Source organism: Microbulbifer maximicatervae (SeqCode) (genome assembly GCF_052466985.1).
In genome coordinates this window covers 2,941,606-2,955,110 of record NZ_CP174298.1, presented here as the reverse complement: position 1 = coordinate 2,955,110, position 13,505 = coordinate 2,941,606, and the positions used below count along the sequence as shown (strand labels likewise).

Here is a 13,505-nt window from a genome sequence, read left to right as displayed (position 1 = left end):
CGCATAGCATTTATGCGCTCGGGCTAAGCGGGGTTAGGTGTTAGCTACTTGCTCCAGAGGTAAGTTACTCTCCTGGCTATCTGTAGTGCGGGCAGCTGATAGTTTGCCGCCGGCAATCTTGCGCAGGGCAACATAAAATACCGGAGTGAGGAACAGGCCAAACAGAGTTACACCGATCATGCCGGTAAATACGGTAATGCCCATGGCATTGCGCACCTCAGCGCCAGCGCCGCCGGCCAATACCAGTGGAACAACACCGGCAATAAAGGCGACTGAAGTCATAATGATCGGGCGCAGACGCAGGCGACAGGCTTCCAGTGCAGCCTCGACAGTGCCTTTGCCTTCCATTTCCAGTTCGCGGGCAAATTCCACGATTAAAATAGCGTTCTTACAAGCGAGCCCCATCAGTACAACCAGCCCGACTTGAACAAATACATTGTTGTCGCCGCCAGTAGCCCAGACACCGAATAGTGCAGCCAGCAGACACATGGGCACGATCAGGATCACCGCCAGTGGCATTACCCAGCTTTCATAGAGGGCGGCCAGCACCAGGAATACCAGTAGTACTGCAAGAGGGAAAACCACCATGGCGGCATTGCCCTGGTTGACCTGCTGGAAGCTGAGGTCAGTCCATTGGATTTGCATGCCCGGTGGCAGGGCTTGGCTGGCAACCTGCTCAACCGCTGCCAGTGCCTCGGAAGAGGACAGCATGCTGGGATCAGACTGCCCCATCAGGTCGGCTGCGGGATAGCCGTTGTAGCGGATCACCGGATCGGGTCCGTAACTCTGGCGCAGGGTCACCATGGTGCTGATGGGTACCATCTCCCCATTCATATTGCGGGTGTAGAGATTATCGAGATCCTGCACTTCATCGCGGAAGGGTGCATCAGCCTGGGCAACGACCTGGTAGGTGCGGCCGAAAAGGTTGAAGTCGTTGATATACATAGAGCCGAAGTAGAGCTGCAGGGTGCCGAACAAGTCGTCCATGCGCACACCTTGAGCCTTGGCCTGTAGTCGATCCACTTCCGCGTCCATCTGCGGCACATTGGCCTGGTAGGAGCTGAAGGGGTAGCTGAGGCCACTGGCTTGGCTCAGGGCGCCCGCCAACATATTGGTGGCGTTTTGCAGCTCACCGTAGCCGGCACCGCGACGGTCCTGAACATAGAGCGAGTAGCCGGAGCCGGCACCCAGACCGAAGATGGGCGGCGGCATAAAGGTCATGGCAAAGCCTTCCTTGATCTGTGAGATCTTGCCATTTAGCTCCGCAGCGATTTCCTGGGCACTGCGCTCACGTTCATCGAAATCGTCGAACAGGATAAATACCGTGCCCACGTTGGGGGTGTTGGTACCTTGCAGGGCATTGAAGCCGACAAAGGCCGCGGCGTTGGCAACACCTTCGGTTTCCAGGGCCAATTCACTCACGCGGCGAGCAACTTCCTCGGTGCGGTCCAGAGAAGCACCTTCCGGCAGGCGGATACTGCCCACCAGGTAAGTCTTATCCTGAACTGGAATAAAGCCGCCGGGCACCTGTTGGAACAGGGCGAAAGTACCGCCAAGCAATATCAGGTAAACACCAAATACGATACCGCGACGCTTGAGGCTGCCACCCACGATTCGCTGGTAGCGCTCGGAATTGCGCTGGAAGAAGCGGTTGAACGGGCGGAATATCCAGCCGAACAAACGCTCAATAATGCGCGCGGGCATATCCGGTTTGGCGCCGTGAGGCTTCAACAGAGTTGCCGCCAGAGCCGGAGATAGAGTCAGAGAGTTGATCGCGGAGATAATGGTGGCGATGGCAATAGTGGTGGCAAACTGGCGGTAGAACTGGCCGGTGATGCCGTCCAGGAATGCCATGGGCACAAACACCGCGCAGAGCACCAGGCTGATCGCGACAATCGGACCGCTCACCTCGCGCATGGCCTGGTGGGCAGCGGCTAAAGGCGTCAGTCCCTCCTCGATATTCCGCTCGACGTTTTCCACCACCACAATGGCGTCATCCACCACAATACCGATGGCCAGCACCATGGCGAACAGGGTTAGGGTGTTGATTGAGAAGCCCAGCATTAACAGCACCGCAAAGGTGCCGACAATAGATACCGGCACGGCCAACAGCGGGATCAGTGAGGCGCGCCAGGTTTGCAGGAACAGGATAACTACCAGAACCACGAGTAGTACAGCTTCCAGTAGGGTCTTGATCACTGAGCTGATGGAGGTGCTAACAAAAACCGTGGGGTCGTAAGCGACTTCCCATTTGAGGCCTTCCGGGAACTGGTCATCCAGTTCAGCCATTTTCTCCCGTACCGCCGCAGAAACCTCCAGTGAGTTGGAGCCGGGTGATTGGAAAATAGGGATAGCGACAGCCTGGCGGCCGTTGAGCAGGGCGCGCAGGGAGTCCTGGGAAGAGGCCAGCTCTACACGGGCCACATCTCTCAGGCGGGTGATCTCACCATTATTGCCGGTCTTGAGTACAACATCGCCAAACTCCTCTTCACTTTCCAGGCGGCCTTTGGCGTTAATGGAAATCAGGAAGTCGGAGCCGTTCGGCATGGGGGAGGCGCCGATCTGGCCGGCGGAAACCTGTACGTTCTGCTCGCGCACGGCACTGACAATATCGGCAGCAGTAATGCCTACGGCGGCGGCTTTCTGCGGGTCCACCCACAAGCGCATGGCGTAGTCACCGGAACCGAATACGGCGGCGAGACCCACGCCGGGAATGCGCGATAGCTCATCGCGAATATGCAGTACGGCGTAGTTGCGAATATAGGTAGCGTCGAGGCTATCGTCCGGTGAAATCAGGTGCACCGCCATCATCAGGTTTGGCGACTGCTTCTGGGTAGTAACACCTTGCAGGCGGACATCTTCGGGTAGGCGCGGCAGGGCCTGGGACACCCGGTTTTGCACCTGTACCTGGGCTTGGTCCGGGTCGGTGCCCAACTCAAAGGTCACGTTCAGAGTCAGGGTGCCGTCACTCCCTGCCACTGACTTCATGTAGATCATATTTTCCACGCCGTTAATCGCTTCTTCCAGCGGCGTGGCTACAGTTTCTGAGATCGTCTTAGGGTTAGCGCCGGGATAGCGAGCACTCACTTGCACGCTAGGGGGCACAACTTCGGGATATTCGCTGACCGGCAGTGAGGGAATACTGATCAGGCCGACGACGAAAATAATGATCGACAACACGGATGCAAATATCGGTCTGTCGACAAAGAAACGGGAAAAATTCATATACTGCTACTCCGAGAGCGACTTAGTCAGCCGCTCGGATTCCATTGATAGGATTAGCTGAATGTATGGGCTCACTTCGGCAAGCCCCTTGCTCTTTGTTTAGTGGCCAGCGACTTGGGTCGCCTTTACCTGCTCCTGCATGGCCACCATTTCCGGTGCGACGGGCATGCCAGGGAAGAAAATCTTTTGCAGGCCATTCACCACAATTTTCTCGCCGGGCTCCAGGCCGCTGCGGATAACTACGAGGTCACCTTGGCGTTGGCCAGCGACCACGGGTCGCTTTTCGGTGACATTGCTGTCGTTGACGATGTAGACATAGCGGCGGTCCTGATCGGTAAGAACTGCTTTGCTATTGATTAAAACTGCCTGTGAAACCTCTTCAATTGGCATTTCCACCCGGGCAAATTGCCCCGGTCTGAAAAAGCCATCCCTGTTGTTAACCACAGCGCGGAACTGAATAGTGCCGGTATGGCTGTTCAGGCGGTTATCAATAAAGTCCAGCTCCCCACTGTGTGGATAGCCCTGCTCACCGGCGAGACCTATGCGCACAGCAGGTTTTTGCCCGCTATTAAGTAAGTCGCGTCCCTTAGCAAAAGTCTGTTCGTCACTTTCGAAATACACGTACATTGGGTCGACAGAGACCAGCGTTGTCAGCAGGGTGCTGTCGGCATTGGCGAGATTGCCTTGAGTAACCAGGGCGCGGCTTACTCGGCCACTTATTGGTGCTTTAACTTCGGTGTATTGAAGGTCCAACTGGGCATTTTCCAGTGCTGCCTCGGCGGCGCTGAGGGCCGCTCGGGCCGAATCTCGCGAAGCGATACGCCGATCGTATTCTTCGCGGGAGATGGCTTTGCTGTTGAGTAGCTGTTTTGCTCGGCCGGCTTGCTTCTCGCTATAGGAGAGGTCGCTGCGAACCCGAGCCAGGTCTGCGCGGGCGGCGCGTTCGCGAGCTTGGTAAGGGCGGGGGTCAATGGTGAACAGGACATCGCCCTGTTTGACCAGAGTTCCCTCGGCAAATGAAACCTTGTCGATATAGCCGCTAACCCGTGGGCGCAGTTCAACGGTTTCTGGGGCTGCCACACGGCCGGTAAAGCTGCGCCACAATGTCGTATTTCCTGCAGATACCTGGGCGACCTCCACGGCTGGGGGAGGCGGTTGTTGACCGCTGGGTGCGTCACTGTTGCAGCCGGCGAGTACCAGTGCAGATACGCCGAATAAAACCGTCGTTAATTTTCTTACCATTACGCGTGTACTCCCTTTGCTACGGAGGGGGAAGGGCTATTGGGTGCTTCTCCCAGTAAGGGCGTAACTCTAGCGGTGGCCAAGTTGGTTGCGGTATTCGGGAACTGTTAATTGATTGCCTATTTCTACTTAAGGCGTGCTTTTGGGTTGGAAGGATCACATTCTGGAGGACGTGTAAAGAACTGGATATATAACTAGTTATCGCAAAAAGTGATTAAGATATTACAGCGACTGTAGGGCTGTTAATCGGTTATGGTTACCTATTACTGCACAGTAATTGCCCAATCCTGCAAAACTGCACGAAAATTGCCTAAAACTCCGTATACTCTGTGCCACTTCGTGTTGAGTCGTGGAATTGTTAGCGGGCACAAGGGGAGCATATGAGCATTGAAAAAAGAGCGGAATTCAACTCTGTCGCCATGGATATGGAGTCGATACGGCAGAAACTGATTGCCTCCCTGATGCGTCAGGCACCGGAACAGGGATTAAATGAAACAGTACTGGGTGGTCTCTCCCTGATTCGCTGCAACGAGCCGGGAGCCTGTGCGGCATCGGTGTATACACCGTCCCTGAATTTTATTATTCAAGGCCGCAAGACCTTGGAGCTGGGAGACCGGGAAATTTCCTATATGCCGCTGAGCTATGTGGCAACCTCAGTGCACTTACCGATCCTGGGGCGTGTTGAAGACGCTTCCCTGGATACTCCGTTTCTCGGCGTAAAGATAACGATCGATCCGCAAGAGGTGGCAGACCTGGTTATGGAGCTAGGTGATAAGGCGCCGGGTGTGGAGGCTGGCTACGACTGCCCCGAAGTCAGCTGCGGCCTGTGCCTGACCAAAATGGATTACGGTATGCTCGATGCGCTAAACCGGCTGGTCTCCTTGCTGGATAGTCCTAAAGATGTCCCGATACTGGCGCCACTGGCCCGGCGTGAGATTATCTATCGCGCCCTGATGGGGGAGATCGGCGCGCGGATGCGTAAGTTTGCCATGGTAGATAGCCAGGCGAACCGGGTATCCCGGGTGATTGAAGTGCTGAAAGACCGCTTCTCAGAGCCGCTGCGTATCAGTGACTTGGCCGACCAGGCCAATATGAGTGAGTCATCCCTATATCACAGCTTTAAGCAGATCACCCGCATGTCTCCGTTGCAGTTCCAGAAAAAGCTGCGCTTACATGAGGCGCGGCGCCTAATGTTGACCGAGGGGCTGGAAGCGGCCTCCGCCAGCTATCGGGTTGGCTATGAGAGCCCCTCTCATTTCAGTCGTGAATACAGCCGCATGTTTGGTCTTCCGCCCCGCGCGGACGTGATTAAATTGCGCGGTGAACAACGGGTCCCAGCTTAATTTGAAACTGGGTTGCCCTGCTTCAAAACAAATAAGCTACACCACCCTTCGGGACTGATATCGCCCTCCACAACCAGGCAGGCATTGGGCGGCTCAAACAGCTGGCAGTCCACGCATTTTTTCCCATCCTTGGGAGTATCCTGGTAGTTTACTTTGTCTTTTTGCGCTTTGATTTGAGCCTGAACTGAGGGTGCAGCAATAAATATGGCAGGAATTAAAAGTAGCGATGTCCCTGACAGCTTAAGAAAGTGGCGACGGGAGTTGTCTAGAGGCTTTTCCATAAATGAACGCCTGAATGATGAAAAAAGTTTCTGGCATTCAGGTTAGCTGGAGAAGGGAATTTTGCTCAAATTAAAGGCTTTGCTTTAAGCGGTAATTTTATTCTATTTGTTAAATTGGGGACGGCGCCATAACGGCGCCGTCTGTTTTTACTTGGTTACGCGTATTTTGGCTACAGATTTATCTCCACTGCGAGATACGACCCGAACCTTTAAGCCGTAAGGCGTGATAGCGCGACCGGCATCTGGTATTTCTTCGCTGCCATAGCTCCGGGTGTCATTAAACAATGGGTAGCGGCGGTTGTGAGTGTCACTTAGGAGTATGCCGTAGTCCTCGAGTAAATCCAGAACCATGTCATCGGCTCTTTCGATGTTAAATGTGGCATCGTGAACCTGATAGCGGGTACTGGCAACGGAATCATCACTCCATCTCAATACATTTTGGTCGGCATCAACAACTCCGAGGAAGCCGTTTCCTGGGTGAACGCCAACCCAGTTATTGTCGTAGCTGGAATCTACGTACCAAACCAAGAGGCCTTCTGTGAAAGTGAGCATCTCGCCGGCTACATTCACATGTGCCAATCCGGCATCAACGCCGCGATGCGTACGCCATTCGAGTAAGTAGTAGTGATCGTGCTCGAGATAGCCTGGGTTTCGGCTAAAGCCTGCAAGGCTAAAGTTGCCATCAGTTTCAGCATCATCGAAAAGGAATGTTGTGTCATCAATTTCGATGCTGATGTCATCGGCAAAAAGACCTGAATTCGCTACGGCGCCATCAGTAATATAGGCAAGTGAAAGGCTAATTTCTCGCCCGGCGTAAGCGCTTAGATCGAATGCAACGTCAATCCAGCCCTCGGAGCTACCAGTAATACCATTACCTGGGTTGGTGCCGTTGGGGTTGGTATCTGTAGTTACTGAACCAGGAATGGAGACAAAGCCATCACCGGAATCTACCATGATCGCGGCGTAATCCCAATCCAGCTCAATGTCGTACCAAGCTTTGAAAGAGAGGCTTGCTGTTTCTGCATTGCTCAGATCAACAGATATTGTCATAGAGTTTTGCAGGTTGTTGCCGCTACCGCTGAAGTAGGCGTATTCTCCACTGCTGGGTTCGGTAACTATTTCTTGTTTTGCTGGTAGGTCAATTCGGACTGCATCGTTATTGGTCCCCTTATTAACCGCTTCATCGAGTAGCAACTCGATACCGCGGCGAGGAATTTCATCTAGTGCAATAGTTTCACCATGAAGCCAGTTCCCACCATGGTTGTGTTGCAGGTATTCCTTGGCATAGGCAGAGAAGCCGGTGGGCTCTGAACCCGGAATAATACCGGCCCAGCTACCACTGGACATAATGGACCAGGAGGAGACGGGTTCACCGCGACCGCTACCATCGGTATCGTATTCATCGGGCAAGCCCAAATCATGGCCATATTCATGGCTGACAACCCCTGCAGCAGCGTCCGCCGGCTGAATGGTGTAATCATAAGCAGCCATAGTGCCGCCCCAGTAATCTACCTCCGCAGTAGTTCCTTCAAGTGAATAGACTCCGCCAAGGTTCCAACGGTGAGACCAAATGGCGTCTTCACCCAGTTGCCCGCCACCTGCTTCTTCACCAACCGAGGAGTGGAAGATCATGATGTGGTCTACCAAACCATCTGCTTCCCAAAAATCGCCATCACCATCCAAGTCGTAACGGTCTTCAATATCAAAATCTGACAGGTTTACTGTGGGGTCGGCAGCTGCAGCTTCCAGGGCCTCACGAATTAGGGAGCGAGCATCACCATCGGTGTTATTGCCGTAATATGCTGCTGGTTGGCTAGCCATATACCAACCTGCTACAGAGCCTTCAACTGAGTAGCTGTTACCGGATTGCTGCCAGTAAAATTGTTGCATGGATAGCATGTTTTCCCCATTGGGGCCTTCAAAGCCGTTTTGGGAGAAAAGTAAGTCAGCGTAATGTTCCGCGGCGTAATCCGCGTAGTACATATCACTTTCCCCGGGCTCGATGCTGTTATGGGGAAAATCGGGGAACTCCACCAATATAGCGAGAACCCGTGCAGTTTGGGCTTCACCGTCGTAGCTCTCTAGTTGAATGTTTCTAGGGTGGCGGCTGCCATGGTTGCGGTGAAGGGGGCCTTTGCCCCTTTTAAGCCGGGGGTGATGTCCTCCTCGGGCATCGCGCATCATCGTTACGGTATCGCTGGAAAGATCTTGAGCCCCATTAATGCTATGGGTGGCCCGCTCTTTTAAGTAAACCTTTAAAGTGCGTTCAGCTTCTGCAATAGAGGCATCTTGGCTGATGCGCCCAGAGCGCTTGAGCATATCAATTAATTTGGCTTCATTGACAATGACCAAGTCAACTTGATCACCACCTTTTTGATGTGAATTAATCGCCTGGGCATTGACTGCCATCAGGCTCAGTGCAAGTGTGCTGGCGGAGAGCAAACTGTTTAATTTTAGCATGATCCCTTCTTGTGCGTTCCGAGATGATTTTAAGTTTCGAAATTAGACATAAATAAAACTTACTAAAATAGTCGGATTTCGAGTTATGGCAGCTCAGGTTTTTTATTATTAGCTACAGAGGGATGACGTTTTAAGATGATTAGGCAGCAATAAATTTATGGGGGTTTTGCATAATTTTAAACTAAAGTGTGATGTTCATTTTATCGCGGATAAATTTCCTAATAATGTTATTGGGGATTATTTCCCTATTTGGATGGCTTCTGTAGTATAACTTATTGCGCATCTAATTTTTATTGTTTTTCCATGGCAGCCAGAGACAGATTTGCAACCCTCCATTGGGACGATTCAAAAGCTGTATATACCCATCATGCGCATCAATGATTTCTCTACAAAGAGCTAATCCCAAGCCCACGCCTTGCTCTTTTGTTGAGAAGAAGGGAAGTAGTGCCTGCTCAAGTACTTTCTCACTCATCCCGCAGCCTCGGTCGGAGAGAACCAGCTTCTGTCCAAAATTGTCGGTACTAACTTCAAGTTCAATATCTTTGCTATCGCTACCAGCTTCTCGTGAATTCTTAATTAGATTTAGTAGGGCTTGCTCTATCTGGATGGGGTCAAAGTAACCGGGTTTGTCTGGCAGGCTTCCCTTTAGGGAGAAAGCTTGAATTGGCATTATGCGATTGACCAGTTCCTGCCAGCTAATAGTCTCACAGCTTGGAGCGGGTAGTTTGGCAAAAGAGGCGTATCCCTGAGTGAACTCTGTCAGGTGTTTACAGCGGTCTGCGATAATATCGAAAACCTTTTCCAAAGCCTGTTCTTTACCAGGCTTTGTAACCAACATTTTTCCAGAATGCGCGAGCGATGAAATTGGGGCTAGAGAATTATTCAATTCATGGCTGATTAAACGGATAACTTTTTTCCAAACTTCTACCTCCGCACGAGTCAACTCACGGGTCATTTCGCGTAACACGATTAGGCGATGTTTTTGCGTGTTTAAAACAAAAGTGCTATTTACGATATGCATGGAGTGGGGACCATTTATATCGGTATAATTAAACAGTCCATTCTTCCAGCTGTTAATGGCACTGGCTATTTCTTTGGGGCTCTTGGATAAAAGCCTCAATAAAAGTAGTCCTTGTATTGGTCTTCCGTTATTAAGTAGTTGTTTGGCACTACTGTTTGAATAAATAATACGGTCGTTTTGATCCACTAGTAGAAGAGCTTGGGGTGATGTTTGGATAACCGTATCCAAAAGGAGTTCCCGTTGATAAATATGGGCACGTTCCTTGCGTAAGTGTTCCCCTATCTCGTTATAAAGAATTGTTATTTGTCGGAGTTCACTATCCTTGGGGTGTACTAGGGAGATTGAGAAATCGCCGTCACGGAAATTTAGCAGGCCGTTTTGTAATGATTTCAGGGTGCTAGTTAGGGGGGCAATTATAAGGCGAACCAGTACAATTAAAAACGGCAATGAAATGATAAGTCCCGCTGACCAGGCGAGTGATGGGCTAAAACCAGCCCGAGTACTGAGCCAGGATATGGTAATACCGGCGACTAAGGGAATGGCCGCTGTTGCAATAAGGCGGCCTTCAAGTGAAAAATATTTCGACATCAATAGGGTATACCGTGTTTTTCCAGGCGGCGGTATAGTGCTTGGCGGCTCATGCCGAGTTCTCGCGCAGCCTGGGCAATAATGCCATTGCAGTTGGATAGAGTCTCTTGTAGCAACTCGCGGCTGGGCTCAAAACTCACTTCCACTTTATCGGTTGTCATTTGCTCAGGAAGTGCCAGGACGGCTTCATCGATAGTATCCTCCTGACTTAGGACGGCCGCTCGCTGCATAACATTTTGCAGCTCCCGTACATTGCCGGGCCAATGATAGCGAGTAAGGGCATTTAATGCTTGAGGAGATAGTTTTTTGGAGTTGCTACTTTCTGCGAGGAAGCTCATTGCGAGGGGGGCGATGTCCTCAGGGCGCTCATGCAGTGGCGGAAGGCGCAGCTCTATAACATTGAGTCGATAAAATAAATCCTGGCGAAACTTGCCTTCCTCGATAGCCTTGTGGAGATCTCTATTGGTAGCACTGATTACCCGAACTTTGGTTTTGCGGGTTTGGCTGCTGCCTAAACGCTGGAATTCCCCGGTTTGTAGTACGCGCAGTAGTTTCACCTGGCCACTGGGTGACAGCTCGCCAATCTCGTCGAGGAATAGGGTGCCGCCATCGGCGGCCTCAAACCTACCCTCCCGTGCCCGATTGCCGGCGCCGGTATAGGCTCCAGGTTCGGCTCCGAACAGCTCTGCTTCCATCAGATCTTCTGGCAGTGCTCCCACGTTAACTTTAATAAAAGGCCCTTCTCTCGATGAAGAGTTCGCTTGGACAATTTCAGCAATCTTCTCTTTGCCGGCCCCATTTGGCCCTGTGATCAGGATGGGAACTTCAGATTTCGCTACTTGAGTGGCCATCTCCAACAGCTTTTGCATTTTATCGCTGCGGTAAATTATGCCTCGTAGGAGAAAGTCCTCCCGTAATTGGCTGCGAGCATTCAAAGCTTGTTGCTGGGATGCCTGCTGGCGCTTTTGTAGTTCTCCCAGTTCCAATAAATTGTTAATTGTGGATATTAGTTTATTGTCATCCCAGGGCTTACCCAGGTAATCAGCAGCACCAGCTCTGACTAACTCGACAGCCATTTCCAGTTGGGTCCAAGCTGTCAGAAGAATGATCGGGAGATCTGGATTTATCTCCCGAATCGCGAAGAACAGTTCTTTGCCTTCTTGTCCAGAAGTTGTATCAGCGGTGAAATTCATATCCTGGATAACCAGGCTGATATCACTGTTCTCTCGCAGCAGTTGTAATCCGGCTTGAGGAGTAATCGCACAAAGTGGCTGCAAGTCATGCAGGGACAACAGGATCTCCAGGGCGGAAACGATACTGCTGTTGTCGTCAATAATAAGTACTTTGTCCATAGTTTCTAAGACACGCTATTAAGGCGCCTATTATGCAATGTGTTGATGGCGAGGGGGAATGCTTGTGGCAGGTTTTCCCTGCCACAAATAGATCTGGGAGAGTTAGTGGCCGCTATGTTGCTCAGCAGGTTTATGGTCGAAGCTGAGCACCCTCGAGAGCTGCCACTTTCCATCTACCTGTTTCCAGAGGTGAGTAAACTGTGAACTTTCCCGCAAGATCTCAGATTTGTCGTCATTGATGCCATAAAATCGATGGGTGCCTGACTGAATAGCACCGTAATGGTTAACAGGGTAGATTTTAGTGCTCTCGATTACCAGTTCACGACGTGCACGAATACCACTTCCATTCTCTCGCTGTTTACACATATTGGTAATGGCCTTGACAAACTCTTCTCCAGACTTCGCTGTTTGACCCCACTTGTCATGGTACATTTCAAAGTCATCGGTAACCCAGTTTTTAGCCTCTCTTAGATCACAGTTATTGAATAATGCATCAAATAAGAGCTGGTCAGCTTTTGTAATTTCATCTGTCAGTTCTTGAGATAATTTGGGACCAGGAATAACAGCGTGTTGCTCAGCTAATGAAACTGAACTCAATAGTACGATTCCCATGAGCATAAAATATAGGGGGGGTCTTAACATGAATAATATCCTTATTATTTAGCAGTTATAGCAGGAGCTGTTCGTTAAATAAGTTTGTGAGTTTTAGACGGGCTAAAAAAGGTAATGATTACGTGTTTTTTTTAGGGGGGCAAGAATGCTGCCCCCTCAACTTTAATTTAAACACTCCTAGTCGCTGTTGCAGGTGAAATATTTGCCGCTCGAAGCGCTGGGGTAAGTGCAGCTCCAAGGCTGACAAGAAGGACCAGCAACGCACAAATAGCCAAAGGAGCCAGCGTTAGGGTCGGTTGTGAGTAATCCCGAACCATGTATTGATTGGCAATAAGTGCTGCTGCACTTCCAACAGAAATTCCCAGGCTGGCTATGATCCCGTTCTCCAAAAGGAAATAGCGACTGATATTGGTGCGGGTGGCGCCGAGGGCCCGTCTCACACCAATTTGTTTGGCTCTTTGGTTGATCCAAAAAATGGTGAGACCGACGATACCCAAAGCTACAATAAAGCTAAGCATGGTTGCAACTATAGATAGGACTTTAACCATTAAATTATCGCGGGCATAACTGCGGGCGACATATTCTGTAAGAACTTTTGTTTTTATTACTCTTTGCGGGTCACGTTCAGATAACTTTTCCTCTAGTACCTTTAATACCTCATTGAGTTTTCCTGGTTCAGTTCGAACTAAATAGTTTATATCCTGTGTGTTTCTAACGACAGGAAAAAAGGTTACATTACCTGCATTTGACCATCCTACCCAAGCCCCTAGGTGTCTCTCGACAACACCAATGATTTCTATTGGATGGTTATTGCCATCATATAAAGGTTTACCGATTGCGTCCTGGTTAGGATACAGTTTTTCAGCGAACTGCTGGGTGATAATGGCAACTGACATTTTCCTAATTTCATTGGGGTCAAAATGCTGCATTTCCGCATCTGTAAAATTTCGACCCGCAATTAAATTAAGTCCTAGAGTATTGATAAAGTGTGGATCTGTATTGTAACGGTTGGAGACGACCCCGCCGATTTCCTGATTCGGCTGCGTATAAAATACGCCAGCAGATCCTGATTGTGATAAGGGTACTTGATGTGTGACAGATGCATCCTTGATATGGGGAAGTTCGCGTAGCAATTTTAAATCAGAAGATGCTGCACTGATCATGTCATAATCTTGGGGGATTGCCATAACATTTATAGCAATAATTTCTTCCGCAGCGATACCTGTCGGTCGCGCTATCTTGTCAATACGATCCTGTACAATTACCACAATGTTACTGATGATCGCCAGTGTTAATGCTAGTTGCATAGCAATTAACATTGCTGAGATTTTGTTGCGCCAGAGGGCAGACAACATAGGTTTCAATTCCAACATGATTCGGC

The 13,505-nt window shown here is 50.5% G+C and carries 9 protein-coding genes; 1 reads left to right on the top strand and 8 read right to left on the bottom strand.

Annotated features, from left to right (window positions below; translation table 11 throughout):
* Positions 1-33: 33 nt before the first annotated feature.
* Positions 34-3,225 (bottom strand): efflux RND transporter permease subunit, encoded by a 3,192-nt coding sequence (locus ACJJI3_RS13055; protein WP_282934204.1) that lies wholly within the window; start codon positions 3,223-3,225, stop codon positions 34-36.
* A gap of 99 nt (positions 3,226-3,324) precedes the next feature.
* Positions 3,325-4,467 (bottom strand): efflux RND transporter periplasmic adaptor subunit, encoded by a 1,143-nt coding sequence (locus ACJJI3_RS13050; protein WP_444939999.1) that lies wholly within the window; start codon positions 4,465-4,467, stop codon positions 3,325-3,327.
* A 380-nt stretch (positions 4,468-4,847) separates the two neighbouring features.
* Between ACJJI3_RS13050 and ACJJI3_RS13045 the strand changes: the two genes are divergently transcribed.
* Entirely contained in the window at positions 4,848-5,810 is a 963-nt protein-coding gene (locus tag ACJJI3_RS13045) for an AraC family transcriptional regulator (RefSeq protein WP_282934202.1), read from the top strand.
* On the opposite strand, the gene ACJJI3_RS13040 is transcribed toward ACJJI3_RS13045, so the two are convergent.
* From ACJJI3_RS13040 to ACJJI3_RS13015, 6 genes are all read right to left on the bottom strand, one after another.
* Positions 5,807-6,091, bottom strand: coding sequence for a hypothetical protein (locus ACJJI3_RS13040; RefSeq protein ID WP_444939998.1), 285 nt, complete (start codon positions 6,089-6,091; stop codon positions 5,807-5,809). The genes ACJJI3_RS13045 and ACJJI3_RS13040 overlap by 4 nt on opposite strands.
* Before the next feature lie 147 nt (positions 6,092-6,238).
* Positions 6,239-8,551, bottom strand: a complete 2,313-nt coding sequence (locus ACJJI3_RS13035; RefSeq protein ID WP_444939997.1) for an immune inhibitor A domain-containing protein — start codon at positions 8,549-8,551, stop codon at positions 6,239-6,241.
* Positions 8,552-8,834: 283 nt separating this feature from the next.
* A complete protein-coding gene (locus ACJJI3_RS13030; RefSeq protein WP_444939996.1) occupies positions 8,835-10,160 on the bottom strand; it encodes a sensor histidine kinase in 1,326 nt (441 codons plus the stop codon).
* A complete protein-coding gene (locus ACJJI3_RS13025) occupies positions 10,160-11,512 on the bottom strand; it encodes a sigma-54-dependent transcriptional regulator (protein ID WP_444939995.1) in 1,353 nt (450 codons plus the stop codon). Before ACJJI3_RS13025 ends, ACJJI3_RS13030 begins: the two co-directional genes overlap by 1 nt.
* Positions 11,513-11,614: 102 nt before the next feature.
* Complete coding sequence (locus ACJJI3_RS13020; RefSeq protein WP_444939994.1) at positions 11,615-12,154, bottom strand: nuclear transport factor 2 family protein; 540 nt, start codon at positions 12,152-12,154, stop codon at positions 11,615-11,617.
* Between the two features lie 137 nt (positions 12,155-12,291).
* Positions 12,292-13,497, bottom strand: coding sequence for an ABC transporter permease (locus ACJJI3_RS13015; RefSeq protein WP_444939993.1), 1,206 nt, complete (start codon positions 13,495-13,497; stop codon positions 12,292-12,294).
* Positions 13,498-13,505: the final 8 nt, after the last annotated feature.

Bases quoted from the DNA above. Each gene is read 5' to 3' on its own strand.
- ACJJI3_RS13055 (WP_282934204.1), bottom strand. From the start codon at position 3,225: ATGAATTTTTCCCGTTTCTTTGTCGACAGACCGATATTTGCATCCGTG.
- ACJJI3_RS13050 (WP_444939999.1), bottom strand. From the start codon at position 4,467: ATGGTAAGAAAATTAACGACGGTTTTATTCGGCGTATCTGCACTGGTA.
- ACJJI3_RS13045 (WP_282934202.1), top strand. From the start codon at position 4,848: ATGAGCATTGAAAAAAGAGCGGAATTCAACTCTGTCGCCATGGATATG.
- ACJJI3_RS13040 (WP_444939998.1), bottom strand. From the start codon at position 6,091: ATGGAAAAGCCTCTAGACAACTCCCGTCGCCACTTTCTTAAGCTGTCA.
- ACJJI3_RS13035 (WP_444939997.1), bottom strand. From the start codon at position 8,551: ATGCTAAAATTAAACAGTTTGCTCTCCGCCAGCACACTTGCACTGAGC.
- ACJJI3_RS13030 (WP_444939996.1), bottom strand. From the start codon at position 10,160: ATGTCGAAATATTTTTCACTTGAAGGCCGCCTTATTGCAACAGCGGCC.
- ACJJI3_RS13025 (WP_444939995.1), bottom strand. From the start codon at position 11,512: ATGGACAAAGTACTTATTATTGACGACAACAGCAGTATCGTTTCCGCC.
- ACJJI3_RS13020 (WP_444939994.1), bottom strand. From the start codon at position 12,154: ATGTTAAGACCCCCCCTATATTTTATGCTCATGGGAATCGTACTATTG.
- ACJJI3_RS13015 (WP_444939993.1), bottom strand. From the start codon at position 13,497: ATGTTGGAATTGAAACCTATGTTGTCTGCCCTCTGGCGCAACAAAATC.